The organism is Sphingobium yanoikuyae (assembly GCF_034424525.1).
Taxonomy (GTDB): domain Bacteria; phylum Pseudomonadota; class Alphaproteobacteria; order Sphingomonadales; family Sphingomonadaceae; genus Sphingobium; species Sphingobium yanoikuyae.
The window spans coordinates 3915596-3941799 of record NZ_CP139979.1 but is presented as its reverse complement, the minus strand read 5'-3'; the positions used below and the strand labels follow the sequence as shown (position 1 = coordinate 3941799).

General features: G+C 66.0%; 26 protein-coding genes. 13 read left to right on the top strand and 13 right to left on the bottom strand.

Annotated elements, in window-relative coordinates; genetic code table 11:
- Nucleotides 1–694 precede the first annotated feature (694 nt).
- Nucleotides 695–1522, bottom strand: a complete 828-nt coding sequence (gene hisN, locus U0025_RS18220) for a histidinol-phosphatase (RefSeq protein WP_004208903.1) — start codon at nt 1520–1522, stop codon at nt 695–697.
- 74 nt (nt 1523–1596) lie between these two features.
- Between hisN and U0025_RS18215 the strand changes: the two genes are divergently transcribed.
- The gene (locus tag U0025_RS18215) at nt 1597–2037 is read left to right on the top strand and encodes a VOC family protein (protein ID WP_004208902.1); all 441 of its coding nucleotides are present in this window, start codon (nt 1597–1599) and stop codon (nt 2035–2037) included.
- Nucleotides 2038–2086: 49 nt separating this feature from the next.
- A complete protein-coding gene (locus U0025_RS18210) occupies nt 2087–2323 on the top strand; it encodes a hypothetical protein (RefSeq protein WP_004208900.1) in 237 nt (78 codons plus the stop codon).
- A 91-nt stretch (nt 2324–2414) separates the two neighbouring features.
- Here U0025_RS18210 and U0025_RS18205 read toward each other — a convergent pair whose 3' ends face one another.
- Nucleotides 2415–3350 carry a ribose-phosphate pyrophosphokinase gene (locus U0025_RS18205; RefSeq protein ID WP_004208899.1) on the bottom strand — a complete coding sequence of 312 codons (936 nt, stop codon included), beginning with the start codon at nt 3348–3350 and terminating at the stop codon, nt 2415–2417.
- Nucleotides 3351–3572: 222 nt separating this feature from the next.
- Between U0025_RS18205 and U0025_RS18200 the strand changes: the two genes are divergently transcribed.
- The 3 genes from U0025_RS18200 to U0025_RS18190 all read left to right on the top strand — a co-directional run bounded on the left by U0025_RS18200 (nt 3573) and on the right by U0025_RS18190 (nt 7185).
- Nucleotides 3573–5234 (top strand): NAD+ synthase, encoded by a 1662-nt coding sequence (locus tag U0025_RS18200; protein ID WP_004208898.1) that lies wholly within the window; start codon nt 3573–3575, stop codon nt 5232–5234.
- A gap of 122 nt (nt 5235–5356) precedes the next feature.
- Entirely contained in the window at nt 5357–6691 is a 1335-nt protein-coding gene (gltX, locus tag U0025_RS18195; protein WP_004208897.1) for a glutamate--tRNA ligase, read from the top strand.
- Between the two features lie 44 nt (nt 6692–6735).
- Complete coding sequence (locus tag U0025_RS18190) at nt 6736–7185, top strand: hypothetical protein (RefSeq protein WP_004208896.1); 450 nt, start codon at nt 6736–6738, stop codon at nt 7183–7185.
- Between the two features lie 4 nt (nt 7186–7189).
- On the opposite strand, the gene U0025_RS18185 is transcribed toward U0025_RS18190, so the two are convergent.
- The 4 genes from U0025_RS18185 to hemC form a co-directional block, all read right to left on the bottom strand.
- Nucleotides 7190–7939 (bottom strand): esterase/lipase family protein, encoded by a 750-nt coding sequence (locus U0025_RS18185; protein ID WP_004208895.1) that lies wholly within the window; start codon nt 7937–7939, stop codon nt 7190–7192.
- A 111-nt stretch (nt 7940–8050) separates the two neighbouring features.
- Nucleotides 8051–8923 (bottom strand): hypothetical protein, encoded by an 873-nt coding sequence (locus U0025_RS18180; RefSeq protein ID WP_004208893.1) that lies wholly within the window; start codon nt 8921–8923, stop codon nt 8051–8053.
- 28 nt (nt 8924–8951) lie between these two features.
- Complete coding sequence (locus tag U0025_RS18175) at nt 8952–9611, bottom strand: uroporphyrinogen-III synthase (protein ID WP_004208892.1); 660 nt, start codon at nt 9609–9611, stop codon at nt 8952–8954.
- Nucleotides 9608–10534, bottom strand: a complete 927-nt coding sequence (gene hemC / locus U0025_RS18170) for a hydroxymethylbilane synthase (protein ID WP_004208891.1) — start codon at nt 10532–10534, stop codon at nt 9608–9610. The genes U0025_RS18175 and hemC overlap by 4 nt, the downstream gene beginning before the upstream one ends.
- Before the next feature lie 44 nt (nt 10535–10578).
- On the opposite strand from hemC, the gene tsaD reads away from it, so the two are divergent.
- The 3 genes from tsaD to U0025_RS18155 are packed head-to-tail and all read left to right on the top strand — an operon-like array spanning nt 10579 to nt 14147.
- A complete protein-coding gene (tsaD, locus tag U0025_RS18165) occupies nt 10579–11613 on the top strand; it encodes a tRNA (adenosine(37)-N6)-threonylcarbamoyltransferase complex transferase subunit TsaD (protein WP_004208890.1) in 1035 nt (344 codons plus the stop codon).
- Complete coding sequence (locus tag U0025_RS18160) at nt 11610–12581, top strand: NAD(P)H-dependent glycerol-3-phosphate dehydrogenase (protein ID WP_004208889.1); 972 nt, start codon at nt 11610–11612, stop codon at nt 12579–12581. Before tsaD ends, U0025_RS18160 begins: the two co-directional genes overlap by 4 nt.
- Nucleotides 12582–12614: 33 nt before the next feature.
- On the top strand, nt 12615–14147 hold the full coding sequence (locus U0025_RS18155; protein ID WP_004208888.1) for a lipopolysaccharide biosynthesis protein: 1533 nt from the start codon (nt 12615–12617) through the stop codon (nt 14145–14147).
- 65 nt (nt 14148–14212) lie between these two features.
- Here the strand turns inward: U0025_RS18155 and U0025_RS18150 are convergent, their stop codons facing one another.
- A complete protein-coding gene (locus U0025_RS18150; protein ID WP_004208887.1) occupies nt 14213–15211 on the bottom strand; it encodes an adenosine kinase in 999 nt (332 codons plus the stop codon).
- Nucleotides 15212–15330: 119 nt separating this feature from the next.
- Here U0025_RS18150 and U0025_RS18145 point away from each other — a divergent pair, with 119 nt between their 5' ends.
- Together U0025_RS18145 and U0025_RS18140 are read left to right on the top strand one after the other, a co-directional pair.
- Entirely contained in the window at nt 15331–16005 is a 675-nt protein-coding gene (locus U0025_RS18145) for an EI24 domain-containing protein (protein WP_004208886.1), read from the top strand.
- Nucleotides 16005–16373, top strand: coding sequence for a hypothetical protein (locus U0025_RS18140; protein WP_004208885.1), 369 nt, complete (start codon nt 16005–16007; stop codon nt 16371–16373). Before U0025_RS18145 ends, U0025_RS18140 begins: the two co-directional genes overlap by 1 nt.
- On the opposite strand, the gene queG is transcribed toward U0025_RS18140, so the two are convergent.
- Nucleotides 16354–17412, bottom strand: coding sequence for a tRNA epoxyqueuosine(34) reductase QueG (queG, locus tag U0025_RS18135; RefSeq protein WP_004208884.1), 1059 nt, complete (start codon nt 17410–17412; stop codon nt 16354–16356). The genes U0025_RS18140 and queG overlap by 20 nt on opposite strands.
- A gap of 22 nt (nt 17413–17434) precedes the next feature.
- Here queG and U0025_RS18130 point away from each other — a divergent pair, with 22 nt between their 5' ends.
- Genes U0025_RS18130 through msrB form a run of 3 tightly spaced genes read left to right on the top strand, consistent with a single transcriptional unit; the run spans nt 17435 to nt 20082 of the window.
- On the top strand, nt 17435–18400 hold the full coding sequence (locus U0025_RS18130; protein ID WP_004208883.1) for an ABC transporter ATP-binding protein: 966 nt from the start codon (nt 17435–17437) through the stop codon (nt 18398–18400).
- The gene (locus tag U0025_RS18125; RefSeq protein ID WP_004208882.1) at nt 18397–19587 is read left to right on the top strand and encodes an ABC transporter permease; all 1191 of its coding nucleotides are present in this window, start codon (nt 18397–18399) and stop codon (nt 19585–19587) included. Before U0025_RS18130 ends, U0025_RS18125 begins: the two co-directional genes overlap by 4 nt.
- An 18-nt stretch (nt 19588–19605) precedes the next feature.
- The gene (gene msrB / locus U0025_RS18120) at nt 19606–20082 is read left to right on the top strand and encodes a peptide-methionine (R)-S-oxide reductase MsrB (protein WP_004208881.1); all 477 of its coding nucleotides are present in this window, start codon (nt 19606–19608) and stop codon (nt 20080–20082) included.
- Here the strand turns inward: msrB and U0025_RS18115 are convergent.
- From U0025_RS18115 to purH, 5 genes are all read right to left on the bottom strand, one after another.
- Nucleotides 20069–21877, bottom strand: coding sequence for a hypothetical protein (locus U0025_RS18115; protein WP_004208880.1), 1809 nt, complete (start codon nt 21875–21877; stop codon nt 20069–20071). The two genes, msrB and U0025_RS18115, sit on opposite strands and share 14 nt — an antisense overlap.
- A complete protein-coding gene (locus tag U0025_RS18110) occupies nt 21855–22256 on the bottom strand; it encodes a GtrA family protein (protein ID WP_004208879.1) in 402 nt (133 codons plus the stop codon). Before U0025_RS18110 ends, U0025_RS18115 begins: the two co-directional genes overlap by 23 nt.
- A 25-nt stretch (nt 22257–22281) precedes the next feature.
- The gene (locus U0025_RS18105) at nt 22282–23805 is read right to left on the bottom strand and encodes an NAD(P)/FAD-dependent oxidoreductase (protein ID WP_037490620.1); all 1524 of its coding nucleotides are present in this window, start codon (nt 23803–23805) and stop codon (nt 22282–22284) included.
- 180 nt (nt 23806–23985) lie between these two features.
- Nucleotides 23986–24318, bottom strand: coding sequence for a UrcA family protein (locus U0025_RS18100; RefSeq protein ID WP_004208877.1), 333 nt, complete (start codon nt 24316–24318; stop codon nt 23986–23988).
- Nucleotides 24319–24546: 228 nt separating this feature from the next.
- Nucleotides 24547–26139, bottom strand: a complete 1593-nt coding sequence (gene purH / locus U0025_RS18095) for a bifunctional phosphoribosylaminoimidazolecarboxamide formyltransferase/IMP cyclohydrolase (RefSeq protein ID WP_004208876.1) — start codon at nt 26137–26139, stop codon at nt 24547–24549.
- Between the last annotated feature and the right edge of the window lie 65 nt (nt 26140–26204).

Sequence of the window (26204 nt, the reverse complement as noted above, 5' to 3'; positions counted from 1 at the left end):
CTCGTTTCAACGCAGCCTATATAAAGCTGCCACTGATAGGCCGTTTATTGGTCCCAGACCGCACGGGTAAATTCAGCGCCCGCCAAATGGCCGGGGTGGGTGGTTTGTCGACATTCCGCTTGCGGCGAGCGCTACAAAAAAAGCGGACGTCATGGCTCCATTTGCAACCGAAGGGGTTGCGCCTTCCGGCAGGCTGGCAATCTGACGGTGCAGGTCGTCGGATAATCCAAAATGCTCCTTCATCGGCACCGCCGCAAAGTTGCCGACGTCATATTTTCCTTCTGAAAAAAAAGCGGCGGGGATTGCGTAGGTGAAGCACTGGCCTTCGGTCAGCTAATTGCCGGCATCGTGAAGGGCTGCCACCAACTCTGGCATTACCAGTCATTTGCGTCATCGCCGCCAAGCTTGTGCTGAAATTCGCCTCGATCGTTAGCGACGGGAATGATCTCGCCAGTGCCCGTGTTAAGCCACTGCACCTGCCCGTTCATTTGGCATCAAGAAGCCAGTGCCAATTCGACCGAAATCTCGTCATCGCATCGCTATCTGGCGTCGTGGTCAGGTCCGACCACTTCACTTCATAGCTTCCCCAATTCGTTAGCGGCCTTTGTTCCAGAAGGGCGCAATGTCCGCGATCGGCAAGCGTCGCCCTCCTAAACAACAAGAATGGCGGGTTTTAGACCATCCACCTCCACCCTCAATGATCGTGATGATGCCCATGGTCATGCCCATCGCCCGCGCCATGAATCGCCTCCAGCACATCCTCCAGCCGCGCCGGATCGCCCAGCGCCAGTACATGGCCTTCGCTGTCCGCCGTCAGCGGTTCGCCATTCCAGTCGCACATCAGGCCGCCCGCGCCCTCGACCACGGGCACCAGCGCGGCGAAGTCATAGCTTTGCAGCCCGGATTCGATGACGATGTCGAGGAAGCCCGACGCCAGCAGGCCATAATTATAGCAGTCGCCGCCATAGACCGGCCCCTGGCGGGGCGATCCGCCCGACACCGCGCCGACCAGCGCCATATAATGGGCCACGTCACCCTCGGCGAACAGATGCGGGCTGGTGGTGGCGATGCCGGCGCCCTCCAGCGCCTTGCAGGCGCGGGTGCGCACCGGCTTGCCGTTGAAGGTGGTGGGCTGGCCGCTCATCCCGGCCCAGCGTTCCTGCGCGATCGGCTGGTCGATGATGCCGATCGTCGGCCAGCCGGCCTGCGTCAGCGCGATCAGCGTGCCGAAGATCGGCCGCCCGGCGATGAAGCTGCGCGTGCCGTCGATCGGATCCAGGATCCATACCCGCTCGGCATCGGTGCGGACCGATCCATATTCCTCGCCGATGATGCCGTCGTTCGGCCGTTCCTTTTCCAGGATCGCGCGGATCGCGGCTTCGGCGGCGCGGTCGGCCTCCGTCACCGGCGACTTGTCGGCCTTGATCTCCAGATCGTAGCGCGCGCGGAAAAAGGGGCGGATGGCGGCGCCGGCGGCGTCGGCAAGGCGGTTGGCAAGGGCCAGGTCATCGCGGGTCGTCATGCCCCTTCGCCTAGCCGCTTGGGGCGCTATAGGCTAGACAGGAGCGACCCGATTCACCGAAGGAGAGAGGAAAGATGCCCGGTTCACCCGTCATCCCGTGCCTGCGCTATGCCGATGCGCCCGCCGCCATCGATTTCCTGTGCGCCGCCTTCGGTTTCGAACGGCACGCCGTCTATCCCGATGATCTCGACAACAGCATCATCCATCATGCCCAGCTTGTCCTGGGCGAAGGCATGGTAATGCTGGGCAGTGTCAAGGATATGGAGGGCGAATCGCTCTACACCTGGTCGACGGTGCGGGACCTCGGCGGCATCACCGCCTGCGTCTATATGGTCGTGCCCGATGTCGATGCCCATTGCCTCCATGCCCGCAACGAAGGCGCGGTGGTGGTGGATGAACCGCATGACAATCCGGGCTATCCGGGGCGCGGCTATACCGCGCTCGATCCCGAGGGGAATGTGTGGAGCTTCGGCAGCTATGATCCCTGGGAGCCTATCCCCGAAGACGGTGATTAAGCTTTTGGAAACCGTGCCGTTCTAGCCTCCCGGAAGAAAGGGGGCCGTCATGGCGCTGGTTGGCTGGATCTTGAGCTTCATCTGCCTGTTCGCGGGCCTCGCGCTGCGGCAGGACATGCCGATCGGTGGGTCGGTGGCGATCTCCAACATCCTCGTCGTCTTCGCCCTGCTCGCCTGCTCGATGGTGTGGCGCGAACTGCCGCTGGGCGTCTCGCGCGGCCAGCGCATCGTCTCCGGCCTGGCGCTGGTCTTCGCCCTGCCGATCATCCTGTTCCCGACGCACTGACGTCAGATACGACAACGCCGGCCGAGCGACGCTCGACCGGCGATATCATGACATCATCAAACGGGCTGACGACCGGTCAGCCCGCGCGCGATCAGTCGAACAGGCTGGAAACGGAGCTTTCGTCCGCGATGCGCTTGATCGCTTCGCCCAGCAGCGGGGCGATCGGCAGGTGGCGGATGCGCTTGGCATTGTTCACCGCATCGGTGCCCTGGATCGAGTCGGTGATGACCAGCTCCAGCAGTTCCGACGCCTCGACGCGGGCGACCGCACCGCCCGACAGCACGCCATGGCTGACATAGGCGACGACTTCCTCGGCGCCCTGCGCCTTCAGCGCGGCGGCGGCGTTGCACAGCGTGCCGGCCGAATCGACGATATCGTCGATCAGGATGCAGAAACGGCCCTTCACGTCGCCGATGATGTTCATCACTTCCGACTCGCCGGCGCGCTCGCGGCGCTTGTCGACGATCGCCAGCGGAGCGTTGTCGAGCCGCTTGGCGAGCGCACGGGCGCGCACCACGCCGCCGACGTCGGGCGATACGACCATGATATTCTTGTCGCCGAAACGGGCCTGGATATCGGCCGACATCACCGGCGCACCGAACAGATTGTCGGTCGGGATGTCGAAGAAGCCCTGGATCTGCCCGGCATGGAGATCGACCGACAGGACGCGATCGGCGCCGGCGGTGGTGATCAGGTTGGCGACCAGCTTGGCGCTGATCGGCGTGCGCGGGCCGGGCTTACGGTCCTGGCGGGCATAGCCGAAATAGGGGACGACGGCAGTGATTCGCTTGGCCGACGCGCGCTTGAGCGCATCGATCATGATCAGCAATTCCATCAGATTGTCGTTGGTCGGATAGGCCGTCGACTGGATCACGAACACGTCTTCGCCGCGGACATTCTCATGAATTTCCACGAAAACTTCTTCGTCGGCGAAGCGGCGGACGCTGGCCTCGGTCAGGGGGATTTCGATATAGTCGGCGATGGCGGCCGCAAGCGGCTTGTTCGAATTGCCGGTCATGAGTTTCATGGCGAAAATCCCCAGGCTAATTGGCGTGACGAATTGATGACGATGCGCGAAACGCGGCCCCTTTAGCGGCGCATGTCCCATGTGGAAAGGCGCTTTTGCGCCCTGCGACAAAATGGCCCCCGCATTTTCAGAACATGCGCGAAGCGGGTATTCGGTTCGAAAATGCGGCATCGGAAAACAGAGCATTTTCGCAAATAGGCAAAATGCTCTAGTGCGCGGTGCATGACCGACAAACTCGTGATCGCGCTCGCCCAGATGACCCAGACCATGGGCGACCCCAGGGCCAATGCCGACGCCATGCTGGAATGGCGCGCGCGCGCCAAGGGCGCGGACCTGATCGTCTTTCCCGAACTGCAACTGATCGGCTATCCGCCCGAGGATCTGGTGCTCAAGCCCGCGCTGCTCGACCAGGCCAATTATCATCTCGACCGGCTGGCGCAGGAAAGCGCCGATGGCGGTCCGGCGATGCTGGTCGGCACCGTCGTCGCCTCGCAGGGCGTGCTGTTCAATGTCGTCGCCCTGATCGAAAATGGCGCCGTCACCGCGATCCGCCAGAAGCGCGAACTGCCCAATTACGGCACGTTCGATGAAAAGCGCCTGTTCGCCCCCGGCCCGCTGCCCGCGCCGATCGAGTTTCGCGGCGTGCAGATCGGCGTGCCGATCTGCGAGGATATCTGGTTCCCCTTCGTCACCGCCCATCTGCGGGCCGAGGGCGCGGAAATCCTGATCAGCCCCAATGGCAGCCCGTTCGAGGTCGACAAGGATGATCGCCGCCTGAACGTCGTCGCCGGCACCCGCGTGCGCGAAACCGGCCTGCCGCTCGTCTATTTGAACCGCGTCGGCGGCCAGGACGAACTGGTGTTCGACGGCGCCTCCTTCGTCATGAACGGCGACCTCTCCATCGCCCAGCAACTGCCCGACTGGGAGGAAAAGCTGGTGCTGACGCAGTGGGAAAAATGGGACGGCCAGTGGGTCTGCCTGCCCGGCGAGCGTCATGAACTCGATCCGCGCCCGGCCGACATCTATAATGCGATGGTGCTGGGCCTGCGCGACTATGTGAACCGCAACCGCTTCCCCGGCGTCGTCCTCGGCCTGTCGGGCGGCATCGATTCCGCCTTGTCCGCCGCCGTCGCGGTCGATGCGCTGGGCGCCGACCGGGTCTGGTGCGTGATGATGCCCTCTCGCTTCACCAGCCAGGAAAGCCTGGATGACGCAGTCGAATGCGCCCGTCTGCTCGGCGTTCGCTATGACACCATCCCGATCGAACCGGCCGTTTCCGCCTTCGACACGATGCTGGCCCCGGTGTTCGAGGGCAAGGCGCGCGACCTCACCGAAGAGAATATCCAGTCGCGCATTCGCGGCCTCACCCTGATGGCGCTCTCCAACAAATATGGCCATATGCTGCTGACCACCGGCAACAAGAGCGAGATGTCGGTCGGCTATGCCACCATCTATGGCGACATGGCGGGCGGCTATTCGGTGCTGAAGGATGCGTACAAGACGACGGTGTTCGACCTCTGTCGCTGGCGCAACGACAATATGCCCTCGCTTGGCGAAGGCTTTGGCCCGGCTGGCCCGGTGATGCCCGAACGCGTCATCACCAAGCCGCCCAGCGCCGAACTGCGCGACAATCAGAAGGATGAGGACAGCCTGCCGCCCTATGAGGTGCTGGACCCGATCCTCTATGGCCTGGTCGAAGAGGAATTGTCGGTGGCCCAGCTGGTCGAGCGCGGTTTCGACAAGGCGGTGGTCACCCGGATCGAGCATCTGCTCTACATCGCCGAATATAAGCGCCGCCAGGCACCCCCCGGCGTGAAGCTGGGCATCCGCAATTTCGGCCGCGACCGCCGCTACCCGATCACCAACGCCTTCCGCAGCGTGTAATTAATGGAAAAGGCCGTTCGTCCTGAGTAGCCATTGAGCGAAGTCGAAATGGCGTATCGAAGGATGCTTCGATACGGGGCTTCGGCAGGCTCAGCCCCACTCAGCACGAACGGGTTGGATTTATGACTGTCATCACCCGCTTCGCCCCGTCGCCGACCGGCCATCTCCATGTCGGCAATATCCGCGCCGCGCTCCATAACTGGCTGTGGGCGCGCAAGTCCGGCGGCCGTTTCCTGCTGCGTCTCGACGACACCGATCTGGAGCGTTCACGCCCCGAATATGCGGAATCGATCAAAGCCGACCTGAAGTGGCTCGGCCTCGACTGGGACGGCGAGGAAAAACAGTCCGAGCGCTTCGCCCTCTATGAAGCGCGGTTCGCGGCGCTCAAGGCTTCGGGCCATGTCTATCCGGCCTATGAAACCAGCCAGGAACTGGAACTGCGCCGCAAGGTGCTGCTCGGCCGCGGCCTGCCGCCGGTCTATGATCGCGCCGCCCTGGCGCTGACCCCGGACCAGATCGCCGCTTATGAAGCCGAAGGGCGCACGCCACACTGGCGCTTCAAGCTCGACCATGAGCAGCCGATCGTCTGGACCGACCTCATTCGTGGCGAACAGCGCTTCGACCCCAAATTGCTGTCCGACCCGGTGATCCGCCGCGCCGACGGCTCATGGCTCTACATGCTCCCCTCGGTGATCGACGACGTCGACATGGGCGTTACCCATGTGCTGCGCGGCGAGGATCATGTCTCCAACACCGCGACCCAAATCCAGATGTTCAGCGCGCTCGGCGCGCCGCTGCCCCAGTTCGCGCACGAAGCGCTGCTGACCGGCAGCGAGGGCAAGCTGTCCAAGCGCCTCGGCTCGCTCGGCGTCGCCCATTTCCGCGAGATCGGGCTGGAGCCCGCTGCGATCGCGTCGCTGCTCGCCCGCCTCGGCAGCTCGCAGCCGATCGAGCCCTTCGCCGACCGTGCGCCGCTGATCGAGACGTTCGACTTCGCCCATTTCGGCCGCGCTCCCGCCCGCTTCGACGAAGCCGAACTGGCCAGCCTCAACCAGAAGATCGTCCATCAACTGCCCTATGAGGCGGTCGCCGACCGCCTGCCCGCCGGCATGGACGCCGTCGCCTGGGCCGCGATCCGCCCCAATCTGGAAACGGTGGCGGGCGCCGCCGACTGGTGGCAGATCGTCACCGGCCCGATCGCGGCATCTGAAGCGGCGGAAGAGGACCGCGATTTCCTCGCCGCCGCCCATCGCATCCTGTCCGATGCCGCCTTCGACGCCGACATCTGGCGCACGCTGACCGGCGCGCTCAAGGAAGAAACCGGCCGCAAGGGCAAGACCCTGTTCCACCCCCTGCGCCGCGCCCTCACCGGCCTGGACCACGGCCCCGACATGGGCCAGCTCCTGCCGCTGATCGGCCGGGAAGAGGCGTTGAAGAGGCTGGCAGTGGCCGGTTGATCGGGTTAGGCTGGCTGCACCGGACCATCCTGGAGGCCAGCCTGATGCGTTATGCTCTCGTCCTGTCGTCCGGCCTGCTGCTCATGGGAGCCGCAGCGCCGTCTGCTTCCTATAATATCTTTCCCGAACAGGCGGTGATGAATGCCGCGGCTGTCGCCCCCGATGGGGTGAAGGGGGTGTTCGAGCTGCCCGTCCGCGCCACCGGGCGCCAGGGCGGCTGGGTCTATCTTAATTCTCAACAGGATTATCGCGATCCCCGCAACCTGACGATCGCCATTCCCGGCGCCATGGCCGACGCACTGGCACAGCGTTTCGGCGCGGAACTCGATCAATATCTGACGGGCAAGACCATCGCGGTCCGTGGCGAAGCGAAGCGGGTGAAAATTCATTTTCTGGCGGATGGCCGGCCGACCGAAAAATATTATTACCAAACCCATGTGCGGCTGACCGATCCCAGCCTGCTGACGGTGGAGGGCGAACCAGTCCGTTATTGACCGCTCAGGCGGCCATCATCTCCAGCGCCTTGCCGACGGCCAGGATCCCCTCCGGCGCGGCGGCGAAGCCCATATGGGTGCAATCGACCTCGATCGCGCGGTCGCGCTCGCCGGCACGGCCTCGGGCGCATTCGGGCAGGATCACGCCGTCGCGCGGCGACCAGAGCGCGACGGTCGGCACCGGCGGCTTTTCCTCGCGGGTGCAGGGGAAAGGGGGCGTATCGACCGGGAAGCCCGACACCAGTTGATAGAGGCGCCAGGCATGGTTGGCGCGTGGGTCGCCGGAAAAGGGCGTGCCCATGGTCACCACGCCGCCGACCTTGGACTGCGCGAACTTGGCATATTCGCGCGCATAGAGGCCGCCCAGGCTCCAGCCGACCAGCGTCACCGGCTTGCCGCTTGTCCGGCGGATCGCGTCGACGCGGGCGTCGATCTTCTCCAGCGTATCGGCGCGTGGGCCGAAATTGCGGCCCATGTCCCAACCATGCGCCTGATAGCCCGCCGCGTTCAGGATGGCGCGCAGCGGCTCCATCCGATGTTCCGACGCCATCAGGCCGGGCACCAGCAATATATGCCGCCCGTCACCGCGAATCGCGCGGCTCAGTGTCTCGGCCTGCGCCCTGGTGCGGCTGATGTCGAACGGCACCGACGCATTGCCCAGCAGATGCGACAGCGACGGGCGCGCGGACGCGCGCGGACCGCTGGCAAGGCGGCCCTTCCAGAAGCTGGCAATGGCATCGGCATAGGGTGGCACGAGAGATATTGTCCTGAACCGGGCGGAAAAGGTGACATTCTCGTGACAAACGCAGGGTGCGTCCATGGGTTTCATCGCAAGCGATGAACGGTACGTCTCAGGAAAAGCGGATCAGGGGGCGAGGGGGGATGTCTGGGCGACACTGGCGCCCTCGGTCGTGCGCAGCTGGCGCGGCTCCAATATCGCCGCCGTCTCGATCAGGTCGAGCGCCCGGCGCGCTTCCAGATAGCGGCGGGCATATTGCATCCAGCGATCGGCCGCCGCGCGATCGGGCATGCGCTCCACCTCGGCCAGCGCCGCACCGACGCGGCTGGCGTCGATATAGCGCAGCGCCCGCTGCATCGCCATTTGTGGCCGGGGCGAAGGGGTGGAGGATTTGCGGATGATGATCAGCTCGCGCGCCTCATGCTCGAAACTGTCCCACCAGCTGGCATCGGCCGGCGGCGAGGTGACGCGATCGGCGACATCGACAAGGCCCGCGCGCAGGTCGGCCAGCGTCACCGGCTCGCGCGCGGCGTTGATGATGGTGGCGACGGCGCGGGGCTGGGCCTGGCCGAAACGCAGCCGCAACTGCCCCTCGACATAGCCGAGCGGGGCGCCGGTATCGAGTGCGCGGCGCGCGGCAAAGGCGACCAGCAGCCCTTCGGCGCGCGCGGCATTGCCCGACGCGGCCTGCGCCTCGACGGTGATGCGGTTGAGCCGCTCCTCCAGCTGGATCACGCGGGCGTCGAGCATCTGCGCGGCATCCGCCGTCAGCGGACGGCCCGACGGGATGGTATTGCTGCCCAGCAGCGGCGCGGGCAGGGCGGGCGTCGCTGCCTCGTCCTTGCCCCAGCGCCGTTCGATCTGCGGCATCGCCCAGATGGTGACGCCGATGCCGATCAGAAACGCGAACAGCAGCAGCACGGGCGTCAGCCAGGATGTGCGTCGGCGCGCGGGCGGCGGCGTTTCCTGCTGAATTTCCACACTCTCCTGCTCGTTCATCAAGTCTCTCTCGTTTGCGACCGCGGTTTCATTCGCACAATCGACGGGCGAGGGCCAGTACCGCCGCATCATTGGGTGCGTCGGCGGCCTGGGCGCTGCCCCATCCGCTACCGCAGGCGGCAAGCGCGGCCGGACTTATCGCCACGACGTCGCACGTTGCGCGCTGATTCTCCGGAACAATCTCCGCCAGCCGGGCGCCGGCCACCGCAGAATGGACCAGCAGCACGCCGCCGCTCAGGTCCAGCGGATCGCAGGACAGGGGCATCATCCGATAGATCGGGATGCGCGTCACCCGCAGCGGCCCGGCGTCCATCGGCGCCACCGCCTCGCCCGACAGATGCAGCAGTGCTCGGTGCCCGTCGGCCGCGATCCGCGCGGCGATCGCGCTGGCATCGCCGTCCCCCGCGACCGGATCGGCAAATCCCTCTTCTCGCAGCGCCTCGGCGGTCGCCGCGCCCACGGCATAGGTCGGCAAGGTGCGATAGGCCCGAAGCGCGGCTCCGCCGAATCGCACCGTCTGCGCGCTCGTAACTAGCAGCGCGTCAAAATCCCCGGCGGGCGGCGGTGTGCAGGCCAGCGCCTCGGCCGCGAACAGCGGGCACAGCCGCACCGCCAGCCCCATGGCCATCGCCTTGTCCGCCGTCCTGCCGGCGCCGGGCGCGGGCCGCAGGATGATGAGCGGCTTCACCCCTCGAACAGGCTGCGCAGCGCCGGGCTCGCCCGCTCCAGCATGCCCCGGCCGATCGCCTCGGCCGCGTCGAGATCGCCGCGCGCCAGCCGTGCCTCGTCCCGCACCGTCTCGTCCCCTTCCGGGCTGATGATCTCGGCGCGCAGGTGGATCTGACCGCCTTCCAGCAGCGCCAGCGCGGCGATCGGCGAATGGCATGTGCCGCCCAGGCCGCGCAGCACCGCGCGCTCGGCCATCACGCAATCGAACGTGTCGCGATGGTTGATCGCCGCCAGCCAGCCCAGCATGGAGTCATTGTCGGCCAGCGTCTCGATGCCGACCGCCCCCTGCGACGGCGCCGGCAACATGGTGTCGATCTCGATCGTCGCACCGATATCGGCCTGGCCCAGCCGGTCGAGCCCGGCAGCCGCGAGTAACGTCGCATGGGCCTCGCCCGCCTCCAGCTTGGCCAGCCGGGTGGCGACGTTCCCCCGGAACAATATGATCTGCGCATCGGGGCGCAACCGCTTGACTTGCGCGGCGCGGCGCGGCGAACTGGTGCCGACTATCGGCTGCGGCGGCAGGTCGGCAAAATTTTCCACGCCGACCAGCCGGTCGCGCACATCGGCGCGCGGCAGCATCGCGGCAATGCGAATCGCGTCGGGTCGGATCGTCTCGACATCCTTCATGCTGTGGACGGCGCAGTCGATCTCGCCCTCTGCCAGCGCCCGGTCCAGTTCCTTGGTCCATAGCGCTTTTCCGCCGATTTCCGCCAGCGCCCGGTCCTGGATCCGGTCGCCGCTGGTCTGGACGATGACGGTGGTGATGGCGTCCTGATCCCAGCCATGGGCGTCGCGCAGCGCCTGCGCGGTCATATGGGCCTGGGCCAGCGCAAGCGGCGATCCCCTGGTGCCAAGGCGCAACGGTCGTTCGGGTCTTTTCATAAGCGGCTTGCTCTAATGGCCACGGGCACTAGATGGAAGCGGCAATGACCATCATCCTCGGCCTGGAATCAAGCTGCGACGAAACCGCGGCGGCGCTGGTGACGGCCGACGGGCAGATATTGGCCCATCGCCTCGCCACGCAGGAAGACGCGCACCGTCCCTATGGCGGCGTCGTGCCCGAAATCGCGGCCCGCGCCCATGTCGAGGCATTGGCCCCGCTGGTCGAAGCGGCCCTGACCGACGCAAAGATGACTTTGGCCGATGTCGATGTCATCGCCGCCACCGCCGGCCCCGGCCTGATCGGCGGCGTGATGGTCGGCCTCGTCACCGGCAAGGCGCTCGCCCATGCCGCCGGCAAGCCGCTGGTCGCGGTCAATCATCTGGAGGGGCATGCGCTCTCGCCGCGCCTCGCCGACCAGAATCTGCAATTCCCCTATCTGCTGCTGCTCGTGTCGGGCGGCCATTGCCAGCTGCTCAGGGTGGAGGGCGTCGGCCAGTATCGCCGGCTCGCCACCACGATCGACGATGCCGCAGGCGAAGCCTTCGACAAGACCGCCAAGCTGCTCGGCCTCGGCTTCCCCGGCGGTCCGGCGGTAGAAAAGGCGGCGGCCAAGGGCAATCCGCGCGCCGTGCCGCTGCCGCGCCCGCTGGTCGGCACGGACGAGCCTCATTTCTCCTTCGCCGGCCTCAAGAGCGCGGTGATGCGCGCCGCCCAGTCCGGCCAATATACGGTCGAGGATATCGCGGCGAGTTTCCAGCAGGCGGTGATCGACTGCCTGCTCGATCGGACCCGCCGCGCGCTGGCCGCCAGTGAAGGCGTGACCGCGCTGGTCGTGGCCGGCGGGGTCGCCGCCAATCAGTCGGTGCGTGGCGCATTGACCACGCTGGCGCAGGATCATGGCCTGCCCTTCGTCGCGCCGCCGCTGTGGCTCTGCACCGATAATGCGGCGATGATCGCCTGGGCCGGCGCGGAGCGCTATGCTGCGGGCATGACCGATGATCTCACCATCCCCGCCCGGCCGCGCTGGCCGCTCGATCCGACGGCGGAAAAGGCGCGTGGAGCAGGAGTGAAGGCATGAAGGCGGGAGTCATCGGAGCAGGCGCCTGGGGCACCGCGCTGGCGCAGTTGCTGGCGGCCGACGGGCAGGATGTGCGCCTCTGGGCGCTGGAAGCCGACGTGGTCGATGCGATCAACGGCGCCCATGAAAATCCGCTCTATCTGCCCGGCCTGCCGCTTTCGCCCTCGATCCGCGCGACCGGCGCGATGGCGGACCTGGCCGATCGCGACCTGATCCTGGTGGTCAGCCCGGCCCAGCATCTGCGCAGCGTCGTGGCGCAGGCGCCGGCCGGCGTGCCGTTGGTCCTCTGTTCAAAGGGGATAGAGGCGGGCACCGGCCTGTTGATGTCGGAAGTCGCGGCGCAGGCGCAGCCGACCTCGCCGATCGCCGTCCTCTCTGGTCCCACCTTCGCCCATGAAGTCGCCAAGGGGCTGCCGACTGCCGTCACCTTCGCCTGCGCCGACCAGGCGCTGGCCGAAAAGCTGGCGGCGCGCATCGCCCGCCCGACCTTCCGCCCCTATCTGTCGGATGATGTCGTCGGCGCGGAAATCGGCGGCGCGGTCAAGAATGTGCTCGCCATCGCCTGCGGCGTGTCGGAAGGGGCCGGCCTCGGCCTCAATGCGCGCGCCTCGCTCATCAGCCGGGGTTTTGCCGAAATGACCCGCTTCGGTCTCGCCCGCGGCGCCCGCGCCGAAACGCTGGGCGGCCTGTCGGGCCTGGGCGACCTTGTCCTCACCTGTTCCTCCACCAATTCGCGCAACTTCTCGCTCGGCAAGGGGCTGGGCGAGGGGCAGAGCGCAGCCGACCTCCTCTCCAACCGTCGCACCGTGGCCGAAGGGGCGCACACCGCACCGGTGCTGCGCGATGCGGCCCGCGCGGCCGGCGTCGAAATGCCGGTGGTGGAAGCCGTCTGTGCCCTGCTTGCCGACGCCGCACCGCTGGCACAGGTCATCGACGCGCTGCTGGCGCGTCCGCTGCGGCCTGAATAAGCATCGCCGCGACACAATAGATCGCCTATAGACATGAGCATGACAATCGAGGGGGACCAGGGTCCTGTGACCGCGCAGGCGACCCCTGCCGAACAGAAGGATGACATCGCCGCCCTGGCCAAGGGCGGACGGACCAACGTCTTCGGCTTTCTGCTGCGCTTGGCTGCGCGCCTGCCTTTCCTGTTCATCGCCGGCCGCTGGTATGGCGCCGATGCGCTGGGGCGCTTCGCCTATGCCGTGCTGGTGGTGGAATTCGTCGCCCAGATCGCGACGCTGGGGTTGAAGCGGGGCCTTGCCGGTGCGCTTAGCCAGACCGAACGGCCGCACAGCCATGTCGTGACCGACGCAATGGTGGTGACGCTGATCGCATCGCTGCTGGGAGCCGGCCTGTTGATCGCCTTTCCTCAGGCGATGTTCCCCAACAGCGGCATCAACGGACTCGACCGATTGCTGGCGCTGATCGTCATCGCCGTGGCCACCTCTGACGTTGCGCTGGCCGCCTGCGCCTATCGCTTCGACATCGGCGCCACGGTCCGCGCGCGCTCGATCATCGAACCCTGGGCGATCAGCATCGGCGCCTTCGGTTTTGCTTTTTATTCGCTGCGCGACGGCCTGATCCTCTCCTATGTCGTGTCGATGGTCGCGGCGATGGTCGCCTCGATCATCCCGATGTGGCGCCATTATGGCCGGCCGCATGGCTGGCGTCCCGATGCCGGGCGGCTCTGGCGGCTTGCCCGTCGCAACCTGCCGCTCGCCGCGGCGGACGGCGTCGAATGGGGCTCGCGCCGGCTCGACATGGCGATCCTCGGCCTCTTCGTCAGCCCGGCGATCGTCGGCATCTATTATGTCGCGCAGCAGGTCGCCTCGCTGCCGCAGAAATTGAAGACCAGCTTCGACCCGATCCTTGGCCCGGTCATCACCCGCAACCTGGCCGAAGGCAATCTGGCGGCGATCGCGCGTCAGGTCAGTCAGGTCGGCTTCTGGATCATTGCCGCGCAGGCCGGCATCGCGCTTGCGCTCGGCATTCCGGGCGAGGCCGTCATGGGGCTGGTTGGTCCGCATTTCGTCGGCGGCACCGGCGCGCTCGCCTTCCTACTGCTGGCCGAAGTGGTCGCGGCGACCGCCGTGGTCAGCGAATCCGCGCTCGTCTATATCGCCCGCCACCGCAATCTGATGATCTCGCTCAGCATGATCGCGCTGCAGGCGGCGCTCAGCTTCGGTTTGATTCTGCTTGGCAAGCGGTTCGGCCTCACGCCGCAGGAACTGGCGGCCGCGCCCGCTCTGGGCCTGTGCATCGCGCTCGGCGCCGGCGCCTTCGTCAAGGCGCGCCTGCTCTCCAGCCTACTCCACGCCCGCGTCAATGCCTGGCGCTGGCCGCTGCTCAGCGCCTCGGGCGTCGCCTGCATTGTTGGCGCGGCCTTCGTCGCCCTGCCGGCGCGCTTCGAATGGGTCGAGCTGGCGGTCGGCGTCTGGGCGATCCTGGGCGCCTATGGCTTCGTCATCTGGCGCTGGGGCTTCGGCCCGGACGACCGCGCCCTGTTCCGCAAGCAGAAGGCCCCGGCCTGATCCACCCAATAAAAAGCCCGCCTCTCGACCGGAGAGGCGGGCTTTTTTGTCAGTGTCTGTCGCGATCAGGCGAACAGCTTGGCGCGGATCAGGTTCAGATCTTCCTCGGGACGCGCGCCCCAGTGCGAAATGACTTCGGCGGCCGCCGCAGCGCCCAGCGCCAGGCAATCCTCGACGCTACGCTCTTCCAGATGCGCGGCCAGATAGCCGGCGGCGAACAGGTCGCCCGCACCGGTGGTGTCGATGATCTGGCTGACGGGCGCAGCCGGCGCCTCGTGACGCACGCCATCGACGATGGCGACCGCGCCCTTTTCGCTGCGGGTCGATACCAGCACCGGCACCTTGTCGGCGAAGCGGGCCAGCGCCTTGTCGAAATCATCGACCTGCGCCAGCGACTGGATCTCGCCCTCGTTCGAGAAGAGGATGTCGATCAGCCCCTGTTCGATCAGGTCGATGAAGTCGGCGCGATGGCGGTCGATCACGAAATTGTCGGACAGGGTGAAGGCGACCTTGCGGCCGGCATTGCGGGCGGCGTCGATCGCGGCGCGCATCGCGGCACGCGGCTGCTCGGGATCCCACAGATAGCCTTCCAGATACAGGATGCGGGCCGACTGGATCAGGTCCAGGTCCAGCGCCGCTTCGGGCAGGAACTGGGATGCGCCCAGGAAGGTGTTCATGGTGCGCTGCGCGTCGGGCGTCACCAGGATCAGGCAGCGGGCGGTCGGGATGTCGCCCTGCATCACCGGCGTGTCGAACTTGATGCCCAGCGCGCGCACGTCATGGGCGAAGACTGCGCCCAGCTGGTCGTCATTGACCTGACCGATGAAGCCGCACTTGGCGCCCAGCGCGGCAAGGCCGGCCAGCGTGTTGGCGGCCGAACCGCCGCTGATTTCCTTGGCCTGGGGCATGTCGGCATAGAGGGTCTCGGCCATTTCGGCGTCGATCAGCTGCATGCCGCCCTTGGTCAGCGCATGCTGCGCCAGGAAGGCGTCGTCGCTGCGGGCCAGAACGTCGACAATGGCATTGCCGATCGCGACAACGTCAAGCGTGGGGGAAGAAGTCACGCGGGCTCCTGTGAAAGATGATGGGAAAATAGCGGTAAATTGGGCCGTCTCTACCGGTCCGGGGGCGCTGGCGCAACGCTGCTGATTGACGGAGGCGCCGGGGCGCAGGATATCGGGCCATGATCATCACCGCGGCACTGCGCGCCTTCCCCCTGATCTTCCACGCCGCCGCCCGCCGGCTGCTGGTCAAGACGCTGGCGCTGACGCTGCTGCTCTTCGCTTTGTTGGGCGTCGGCCTATGGGCGGCCTTTCACGCCACGCGCCTGCATTTCGGCTGGGGCGAGGGGGATGGCTGGGGCGGCATGGCGGAGGCGGCTGCCACCGGCCTTGCCATGATCGCGGCCAGTTGGCTGCTGTTCCGCACCATCGCCATGCTGGTCATGGGCCTGTTCGCCGATGATGTGATCGAAGCGGTGGAGCGCGATACTTATCCACAGGCTGTGGGCCGGCCGGTCGGCTATGCGCGCAGCCTCCATTATGCGCTGCGATCGGTCGGCCGTACGCTCGGCTGGAACCTGCTGGCGCTGCCCGGCTATGTGCTGCTGCTGGTCACGGGGATCGGCACGATCGGGCTGTTCCTGGCGGTGAACGCCTATCTGCTCGGCCGTGACCTTGCCGACATGGTCGAGCCGCGCCACCCCGGCCTGCCGCCGATCAGCCGTGGCAACCGGTGGCTCATGGGCCTCGTTTCGGCGCTTCTCTTCCTCATTCCCCTGGTCAACCTGCTTGCGCCGATCTGGAGCGCGGCTATGGCGGTCCACATGTTGCTAGGGTCCAGGAGGAAGCCGGTCTGATGTCGCCCCGTTTCGCGCTCGCCGCGCTCCTGTCGCTGCCGCTTGCGGCCTGTGGCGGCGTCGTCCCGCCCGCCACCAGTTACACTCCGCCGCCCGCCGGTCCGCCGGCCAGCGCCTTCACCAAGACCGGACCGCTGATGGGCATGGACGCCAAGCGCCTGACCCAGATGTTCGGCACGCCGCGCCTCGACATTCGCGAAACGACCGTGCGCAAGCTGCAATTCGCCAATGGCCGCTGCGTGCTCGACGCCTATCTCTATTCGCCCGGCAAGGGGAAGGAGCCGGTGGTGACCCATGTCGATGCCCGCACGCCCGCCGGCACCGATGTCGACCATGCCTCCTGTGCGGCTACACTCCAGCAGCGCTGAGCAACTGGCCTAGCGCCCATTGGGCCGCTTCCGCCACCACCGGATCGGGATCGGAGGTCAGCGGCCGCAGCCGGTCGACCAGCCCCAGGTCGCCGCTATTGCCCGCCGCGATCGCCGCATTGCGCACCATCCGGTCGCGCCCGATCCGCTTGATCGGCGATCCGGAAAAAATCTCGCGAAAGCCCGTATCGTCGAGGTCGAGCAGGTCGCCCAGCGCCGGCGCCGCCAGCTCCGCCCGGCCGATAAAGGCCCGGTTGGCCGCTGCCCCCTGCGCAAACTTGTTCCAGGGGCAGGCCGCCAGGCAATCGTCGCAGCCATAGATGCGATTACCCATCCGTGCCCGGAATTCCTCGGGGATCGGCCCCTTATGCTCGATCGTCAGGTATGAGATGCAGCGCCGCGCATCGACGATATAGGGCGCGGGAAAGGCGTCGGTCGGGCAGGATGACAGGCAGGCGGTGCAACTGCCGCAATGGTCCACTTCCGGCGCATCGGGCTCCAGCGCGATCTCGGTATAGATGGCGCCCAGGAACAGCCAGCTGCCATGTTGGCGGCTCACCAGATTGCTGTGCTTGCCTTGCCAGCCCAGCCCGGCGCCCTGCGCCAGCGGCTTTTCCATCACGGGCGCCGTATCGACGAACACCTTGAGCGCGGTCGGCTGCTGATCCACCAGCCAGCGGGCCAACGCCTTCAGCGCCTTCTTGACCACATCATGATAGTCGCGGCCCTGCGCATAGACGGAAATGCGGCCGCGATCGCCGACCTCGGCCAGCGCCAGCGGATCACGGCCGGGGGCATAGCTCATCCCCAGCATGATGACGCTCCGCGCCTCGGGCCACAGGCCCGTGGGCGATCCGCGCTGCTCGGCCCGCTCCTCCATCCACAGCATGTCGCCATGATGGCCGGCCTCCAGCCATTGGCGCAGCCGCTCGGCCGTGCGCGGCGCGGCATCGGCGCGCGCGATCGCGCAGGCGGCAAAGCCCAACTGCGCGGCCTGCGCTTTCAGGCGCTGCTCCAATGTTTCGTTTTGCACTGGCATGGTCCGGGATTATCAGGGGCGGATGATCGGTGACACTCCGGCTCCTGCCGCCCCCTATGCCGTCGAAGGCCATGCTCTTGTCAAGGCGTTCGGCGATTTTCGCGCGGTGGATGGCGTCGACATCGCCGTGCCCGCCGGCACCATCTATGGCATTTTGGGGCCGAACGGCGCGGGCAAGACCACCTTGCTGCGCACCCTGCTCGGCATCATCGACCCTGACGAGGGCCACCGCACCCTGCTGGGCGATGGCGCGCCGCTGCGCATGGCCAAGCAGGTCGGTTATCTGCCCGAGGAACGCGGCCTCTATCCCTCGATGAAGGCGTTCGAGGCGATCGCCTTCATGGGCGCGCTGCGCGGCCTGCCGCTCCATGTCGGGCGCGAACGGGCTCGCGCCATGCTCCAGGACTATGGCATGGGCGCCTCGGTCGAAAAGCCGATCCGCCAGCTCTCCAAGGGCATGGCCCAGACGGTGCAGCTATTCGGCACCATCGTCCATGAACCGCGTCTCATCGTCCTCGACGAGCCCTTCTCCGGCCTCGATGCGATGAATCAGGAAAAGCTGGAGGCGCTGATCCGCGATCAGGCGCGCAAGGGTGTCACCATCCTCTTTTCCACCCATGTCATCGCCCATGCCGAACGATTGTGCGAACGCATCGCCATCGTCGCTGGCGGCCGCATCCGGTTCGAAGGATCGGTCAGCGATGCGCGCGACCGTCTGCCGCCCCAGGTGACATTGCGCACGCGGCTGAGTGACGGCGCCTGGCGCCGCGCCTTGCCGACCGATACGCTGGCGCAGGATGGCGCCTGGCATTTCGCGCTGCCCGATGATGGCATCGAACCGCTGCTGCGCGCCTTGCTCGATGGACAGGCCGGCATCGAAAGCCTGTCGATCGAACGGCCGGGCCTGCATGATGCCTTCGTCGCGATCGCGGGGGAGGCTGCTGCGCGCCAGATGCGCGATGACGCCACGCAGGAGGCCGGGGCATGAAGGAATTGCTGCGCGCCGCCAGCGTGATCGCCCGGCGGGATTTCACCGCCGTCGTCCTGTCACGCACCTTCATCCTGTTCCTGATCGGGCCTTTGGTGCCGATCGTCATCGGCATGGTCTTCGCTGGTTTCACCCAGAAGATTTCCAGCACCGACCTGCGCCCGGTCGTGGGCATCGCCATGGCGCCGGCCGATGTCGGCGCGCTCGAACGGGCGCATGCGCGCCTCACCGAACGCATGGGGCCGCAGGCGCTGCCGCGCCTCCACGCCGTGCCGCTCGGCACCCCGCCGCGCACCCAATTGGCCCGGCCCGATTCCGACGTCGTCGCCATCCTATCGGGCACGGTCTCCCGCCCGGTCCTGACCGGCAAGCCCGAGGATCTGGACCGGTTGCAGGGCGATCTCAGCCTGATTGCCAGCGCGGCGCAGGCCGAAAAGGTGCTGCACATGGTCAAGGTCGAACGGCAGGAAGTGGCGACCAGTCTCGGTGCCCAATCTCAGGCCCGTCTGCTGATCGGCCGCACCGGCCAGATCGTCATCTTCTTCCTCACCATTTTGCTGGCGGGCATGATCCTGTCCAATCTGGTCGAGGAAAAGACGAATAAGATCATTGAGATATTGGCCGCCGCCGTACCGGTGGACGCGATCTTCCTCGGCAAGCTGATCGCCATGCTGGGGATGAGCTTCGTCGGCATCGCCTTCTGGGGCGCCACCGCCTTCACCATCTTCATGGCGTTGAAGGCGCCCGGCACGGTCCTGCCCGATCCGGCGGTGGGCTGGCCTGCCTTCATCGCGCTCGGCATCATCTATTTCGCCATGGCCTATACGCTGCTCGGCTCGCTGTTCCTGGGCATCGGCGCGCAGGCGGCGACCGTGCGCGAGGTGCAGACGCTCAACATGCCGATCACCATGGGCCAGATGATGATCTTCTTCTTCGTCTCCTACACGGTCGACCATATGGGATCGCCGCTCGAAGTGGCGTCAGTGGTCTTTCCCTTTTCCTCGCCCTTCGCGATGATCGCGCGGGCGGCCCAGGATGCGGCGCTCTGGCCGCATCTGGTGGCGATCCTGTGGCAGGGCGTCTGGGTGGCCCTCATCATCCGCATCGGCGTGCTGCTGTTCCGCCGCCATGTGCTCAAATCGGGCGGCCGCTGGTGGAAGCAGTTGTTCAGGAGCTCGACAGGCTGAACAGGCTAGGGAGGGACAATGAACCGGCGGCATTTTCTCTATGGCGTCGCGACCGGCGCCTCTGCACTGGCCCTGTGGCAATTCCGCCCCGACGCGGCGGAAGCCGCCTATCCCTATCGCCTGACCGACGCGCAATGGCGCAGCAGGCTCAGCCCCTGGGCCTATAAGGTGCTGCGCCAGGGCGCGACCGAATTTCCCGACAGCAGCCCGCTCAACCGCGAACATCGTGCCGGCACCTTCACCTGCGCCGGCTGCGCCCAGAATCTGTTCAGTTCCAAGACCAAGTTCGACAGTGGCACCGGCTGGCCCAGCTTCTATGCGCCCTTGCCCCGCGCCATCGGCACGTCGCGCGACTTCAGCCTGGGCGTGCCCCGGACCGAAGTCCATTGCGCCCGCTGCGGCGGGCATCTCGGCCATGTGTTCGACGACGGGCCAAAGCCCACGGGCCTGCGCTACTGCATGAACGGCGTGGCGCTGGCCTTCAGTCCCGCCTGACCTTGTAGATGCGCAGCGGCCCCTTGGTGGGCAGCGGCTGCAGCCAGCCGGGTATCCTTCCCCGCGACAACTGCGCTGCCAGCCCGTTCGGTGCGCTCTGGGCGTAGAGCAGCATTTCGTTCATCCGCGCGCACATCACCAGATAGTCCGCGCCATGACCCGCCTTCGCCGCCATCACATCGGCGCGGGCGGCGTCTGGGGATGCGAGGAAGGCGTGGGTTACGGCATTGATGCCGATGACGTTGCGATGATGGCCAGTGCCTATCACCGAATGATGGGTGTGGACCAGAATGTCTGGTCCGATGTCGAGCGGAGCGAACAGCAGGGATGGTGGCAGCGCGTCGAGCGGTGCCAGCGCGGACGGCGTGCGGCAGTTTTCCTTTTTGATCGGCAGCGTCGGATCTGCTGTTTCGGCCAGGCTGGCCCATGCTGATGCCGTCCCGACCGGCGTCAGCAGCGCGAGCAGCACCGACAACAGCACACGCGCGGCCGCCGCGTCCAATTTTTGAATGCGCTGGAACAGCGTGGCGAGCAGCCAGGCAATGCCAGGCAGGGCGAAGACATGGGCGACGCTCATTGCGCGTAATACCAGCGCAGCGACGCCGGTTGCGCCAAATAGCAGGATCGCGATGACCAACCAGTTGGTCCGGCTCTGCCCGTCGCGCGCATTCCACGCAGCCGCAATGGTGGCCGTAAGGCCCACCAGCGCCGGCAACAGACTCACGCCCGCCAGCGGCAGAGTCTGTTCCCAGACCGGCCGGCCCTCCATCACCCGCATATACCATTGCTGATAGGCCAGCGGCGTCAGTTCGTGAAATGGGCCGGCGGTCAGGCAGTCCGCACCGATCCACAATGATGCAGCCAGCGCGGCCATCCCGCCGATCACCGGTATGAGCAGGCGGCGCAGGAAGGTGCGGCCCTGCGATAGCCGGGAACCAGCCACGATGATGAGCGCGAACAGCGCCAGCGGCCACGCATAGACGGCGGACAGCGCATCGCACTGGGTCTGTGCCAGCGCGCCACCGCCATGGGTGGCAACCAGCAGGCCCAGTGCGGCCATCCCCAGCATCGCAGCGAAAGAGGTCAGGCGTGGGCTTTCCGTCATGTCGATTGCATGACGCAGGACGAACAGCCCGCCGAACAGGGCGGCATAAGGCAGGCCTTCGGTCGAAATCTGCAGCCAGATGGCGAGCGCCAGGCCGGCCAGCGCGCCGCCCCGCACCCGGCGTGGATCGAGCGCGCCGCCCAGCGCGATCGTCGCCATCAGAATCTGCCAGCCATGATGGTCGATGCGGGTCGGGGTGAACTGGATCAGGATGGTCGGGGTCACCAGCAGCAGCGCTACGGACAATAGGGCCAGCCGCTCCGTCGTCATCAGTCGGGCCGCGCGGAACAGGGCAGCGACCAGGGCCGCCAGTGTCAGCAGCGGGACGGTGGCGCAGGCCAGGATTTCGGCGGCATGCTGGCCGATCAACGGCCGCGCCAGCAGGATGATCGTCGCGATTGGCAGGTCGACCAGTCGCGACCAGTGCATCGGCCCGCCGATTGGCGGATTGATGCGATGCTGGCTGACGTCGAACCAGCCCTGTCCGCCGATCCAGTCGCGCACCTGCTGCAGGCGCATCGCGTCGTCGGTGTCCATGAACATCATCTGCGCGATTTCTGCGCGGAACTGGAACAGCATCACTGCGGCGCAGAGCGCCCACAGGGCGGCCAGTGTCAGCCAGGAACCCGGCGTAGCCAGGCCGGGCTTGCGCAAGGGAAAGGCAGGGTCAGCGGCGAGCGAAGACGACATATTTGCGCACCAGATAGACGGCGGTGAAGCTCACCAGGACGGCGGCCCCCTTGGCCAGCAGAAGCGGCGTGCCAATGGCTCCCAGCGCGGAAACCAGGCCAACGGTGATGGCGAGGCCGATCAGCCCGCTGAGCACGAAGCTGGCGCGCTGGACATGGCTGGGGCGTCGATCGCTGTCTGTGAACACGAAGCGCACAGACAACACCCAATGCACCACCATGCCCGCGGCATAGGCGACAAAGGCGGCCCAGCTGGCCGGCATGACCCAGTGGGACAGCGCCAGGAACAAGGCGGTGTCAGCCCAAAGCGATACGATGCTGACGATCAGATAGCGCGCCAGCATCAGGCGGGCGGCCAGTTGTCCCAATCGCCCCGCCATCGCGACCGCTCGCCCTGGCATCGGCTCAGGCGGCCTTCAGCCGTGCCGGCACGGCGCGGACGCTGGACAGAGCGGCCTGGGTATCGGCATCCTGTCCTTCATCGCCCGCCTCATGATATTCGGCATCTTCATTGACCTGCCACACGTCATGAACGCGCGCGCCGGCGATGATGTTGCGCACCGTCAGCATCGCCGTCATCATCGCGTGGTCCTGATTATTGTAGCGGTGCATGCCGTTGCGGCCGACCATGTGGAGCGTAGGATAGCGCTCTTCCAATTCGGTGCGCATCGCCAGCACATTGGCAGCGTAGGCGTCGTCATAGACCGGATAGGCCTTTTCCTGTCGCACCACCGCGCCGCCGACCACATCCTTGGGATCGCACAGGCCCAGCGTCGCCATTTCCTTGGTGGCGAGCGCGATCAGGTCGGCATCGGCGGATGCCCACAGGCCATCCCCCTCGAAGCAGAAATATTCAAGGCCCACGCAAGCCAGGCTGGGATCCGGAACCATTTCCGGCGACCAGCTGCGGAAATTCTGGATGCGGCCGACCTGCACCTTCGAATCATGGATGTAGATCCAGTTGTCGGGGAAGATGTCTTCGCCCTTCACCATCAGTGCGACGGTCAGGAAGTCGCGATATTTGAGGTCCATGGCCTCCGGCAGCGTCGCGGGAAGCGGATGGATGCGGCCCGCCAGTTCGCGCATCGGCGCGGAACTGATGACATGGGCGGCATTGATGACCACATCACCGTCCGGTCCTTCGGTCACCAGACGCCAGCGTCCGGTCGCCTGATCTTCTTCGAGACGCTTGAAACTGTGGCCCATCAGCACGCGGTTGCCGCCCTCGATCACCCGATCGCGTGCGGCTTCCCACATCATGCCGGGGCCAAGGCGCGGATAGCGGAAGGTTTCGAGCAGCGTCTTGGTCGCCATGCCGTCATTGGGCTTCTTGTTGAGGCCGAGCGAGCGCTTGAGGCCGTCCGTCACTGCGCCCCAGAGCGACAGGCCCTTGATCCGCTGCGCCGCCCAGTCGGCCGACATCTCGTCGCACGGCATGCCCCAGACCTTCTCGGTATAGGTCTTGAAGAAGATCGAGAACAGCTTGTGGCCGAATGCGTTGACGGTCCAGTCCTGGAAGGAGCGGACATTGCGGTTCGGGAACAGCCTGGCCTTGGCGAAACTCGCCATGCACAGGGTCGAACGCCACACACCCAGATTCCACAGCGCCTCGAACGCGCGAAGGGGATAGGAGTAGAATTTCCCCTCATAATAGATGCGGCTCATGCGCGGGCGCTGGATGAAGTCGTCCGGCAGGATTTCGTTCCACAGATCTACAACCTGTTGAGACTTCGAAAAGAAACGATGTCCGCCAATGTCGAATCGGAAGCCATCCAGCTCGACCGTGCGGCTGATGCCGCCGACATAGACCGGATCCTTTTCGATCACGGTTGCGCTAAGTCCCTGCTTTGTCAGTAGATAGGCGGCAGTCAAGCCTGCGGGTCCTGCACCGATGATGGCAACGTCTACGTTCTGATCAATCCGCGACATGCGATTTTGTCCCCTGGATGGTCCTTCGTGTCACGCTGAGTGAAGGAAATCCTCTAAGGAGTGGTTAATCGCCGGTAAGCATGAATGAGCCGCCGACAGGAAAGGGCCGCCCCGCATGTGCGGAACGGCCCCCTGCAGTCCCCGTGACGGGGAAGGCTTCCCTTGCGGGATGGGTGAAGATCAGCCCTGGCGCTGGGCCAGCGCGTTGAGGTCGCTGCGTGCGCCGTCGAGCGCGCTGCCGACACAGTCGCGATAGTCGGGCGTCGCCGGCAGGATCGATCCGTTGACCCAGCCGCACACCTGCTTGGCGGCGCGGCTGATACGATAATCGGCGCGGCGCAGGCCATTGTTGCTGGCCAGGTTCAGGTCAGCGACCGATACGGCGATGGTGCGGGTGGTGAGGCCGGTGGTGCCGTCAACGACGACTTCGTTGCTGCTGTTGCCGGCGATAGCCATGCCAGGCAGCGCAAGGGCCAGGGTGGCGGCCATCGCCACCAGCGTCTTCTTGGTCATCCTATTCTCCTGTCGAACATGCTTTTTCTTATGTCGTGCCCAACGCCTGACGTGGGTGCGGGGTCGTCATCCTAAATAGGATTGCCCGGTGACATTGAAAAGAGGCCAATTGCCAAAAAATGGCAGTTTTCTGCGATTTTGCGGGTGCGAACAGGATCGTTTCGCACCCGCATAAACCTGATCGCGATATCGTCCCGACGCGCTATCTAGCGCGTTGGGAAACAAGCCTTAATGGCGGAAGTGGCGCATGCCGGTGAAGACCATCGCCAGGCCCGCTTCGTCTGCTGCGGCAATGACTTCCTCGTCACGGATCGAGCCGCCAGGCTGGATCACCGCCGTCGCGCCGGCTTCCACTGCCGCCAGCAGGCCGTCGGCAAAGGGGAAGAAGGCGTCGGAGGCGACCGCCGAACCGATGGTACGCGGTTCGCTCCAGCCGGCCTTCTCGGCGGCGTCCTTCGCCTTCCAGGCGGCGATGCGGGCCGATTCCAGACGGTTCATCTGGCCCGCGCCGACACCGGCGGTGCTGCCGCCCTTGGCATAGACGATCGCGTTCGACTTCACATGCTTGGCCACGGTCCAGGCGAACAGGCAATCCTTCAACTCCTGCTCGGTCGGCGCGCGCTTGGTCACGACCTTCAGCGCGTCCAGGTCAACCTTGCCATTGTCGCGGCTCTGGACCAGCAGGCCGCCGGCGATGCTCTTGACCATCAGGCCGGGGCGGGCCGGATCGGGCAGTTCGCCGGTCAGCAGCAGGCGCAGATTCTTCTTCTTGGCAAAGATCGCCTTGGCTTCGTCATCGGCGTCGGGCGCGGCGACGACTTCGGTGAAGATGCCGCTGATCGCCTCGGCGGTCGGGCCGTCGAGCGGGCGGTTGACGGCGATGATGCCGCCGAATGCCGATACGCTGTCGCAGGCGAGCGCGGCTTCATAGGCTTCGATCAGCGTTTCGCCGGTGGCCACGCCACAGGGATTGGCGTGCTTCACGATCACCACGGTCGGCGGACCGTCGCGGAATTCGCTGACCAGCTCCAGCGCCGCATCGGCGTCGTTATAGTTGTTGTAGCTCAGGTCCTTGCCCTGGATCTGCCTGGCCTGGGCGATGCCGTTCGCGGTCGGGCCGTTGGGCAAATAGAGCGCCGCCGACTGGTGCGGATTCTCGCCATAGCGCAACGTGGTGCTGAGCTTGCTCGACAGCGACAGGCTCTCGGGGAAGGCGACGCCCTGGTCGGCAAAGGCGAACCAGCTAGCGATCATCGAATCATAGGCGGCGGTGGCGGCATAGGCCTTGGCCGCCAGCATCCGGCGGAAATCATAGCTGGTGGCGCCGCCCTTCTCCGCCATTTCGGCGATCAGGCGGGCATAGTCGGTCGGATCGGTGACGATCGCGACGCTCTCATGATTCTTCGCGGCGGAACGGACCATCGACGGGCCACCAATGTCGATATTCTCGATGATCTCGTCGCGGTCGGCGCCCTTGGCCACCGTCGCGGCAAAGGGATAGAGATTGACGATCACCAGGTCGATCGCGCCGATTGCATGCTCGTCCATCGACGCGACATGTTCCGGATTGTTGCGCACCGCCAGCAGGCCGCCATGGACCTTGGGGTGCAGCGTCTTGACGCGGCCGTCCATCATCTCGGGGAAGCCGGTCAGCTCGGAAATATCCTTCACGTCCAGCCCCGCCTCGCGCAGCGCCTTGGCGGTGCCACCGGTCGATACCAGTTCGACGCCATGCTGGCCCAGTGCCTGGCCCAGTTCGATGAGGCCAGTCTTGTCCGATACGGAAAGGAGGGCGCGCTTGATGGTGACGTCGGTGGTCATGGGGATGCTTCCTGCTGTTCGGGATGCCGCTTCAGGCTTGCCGCAGCCCTCTAGTCGCGCGCGGC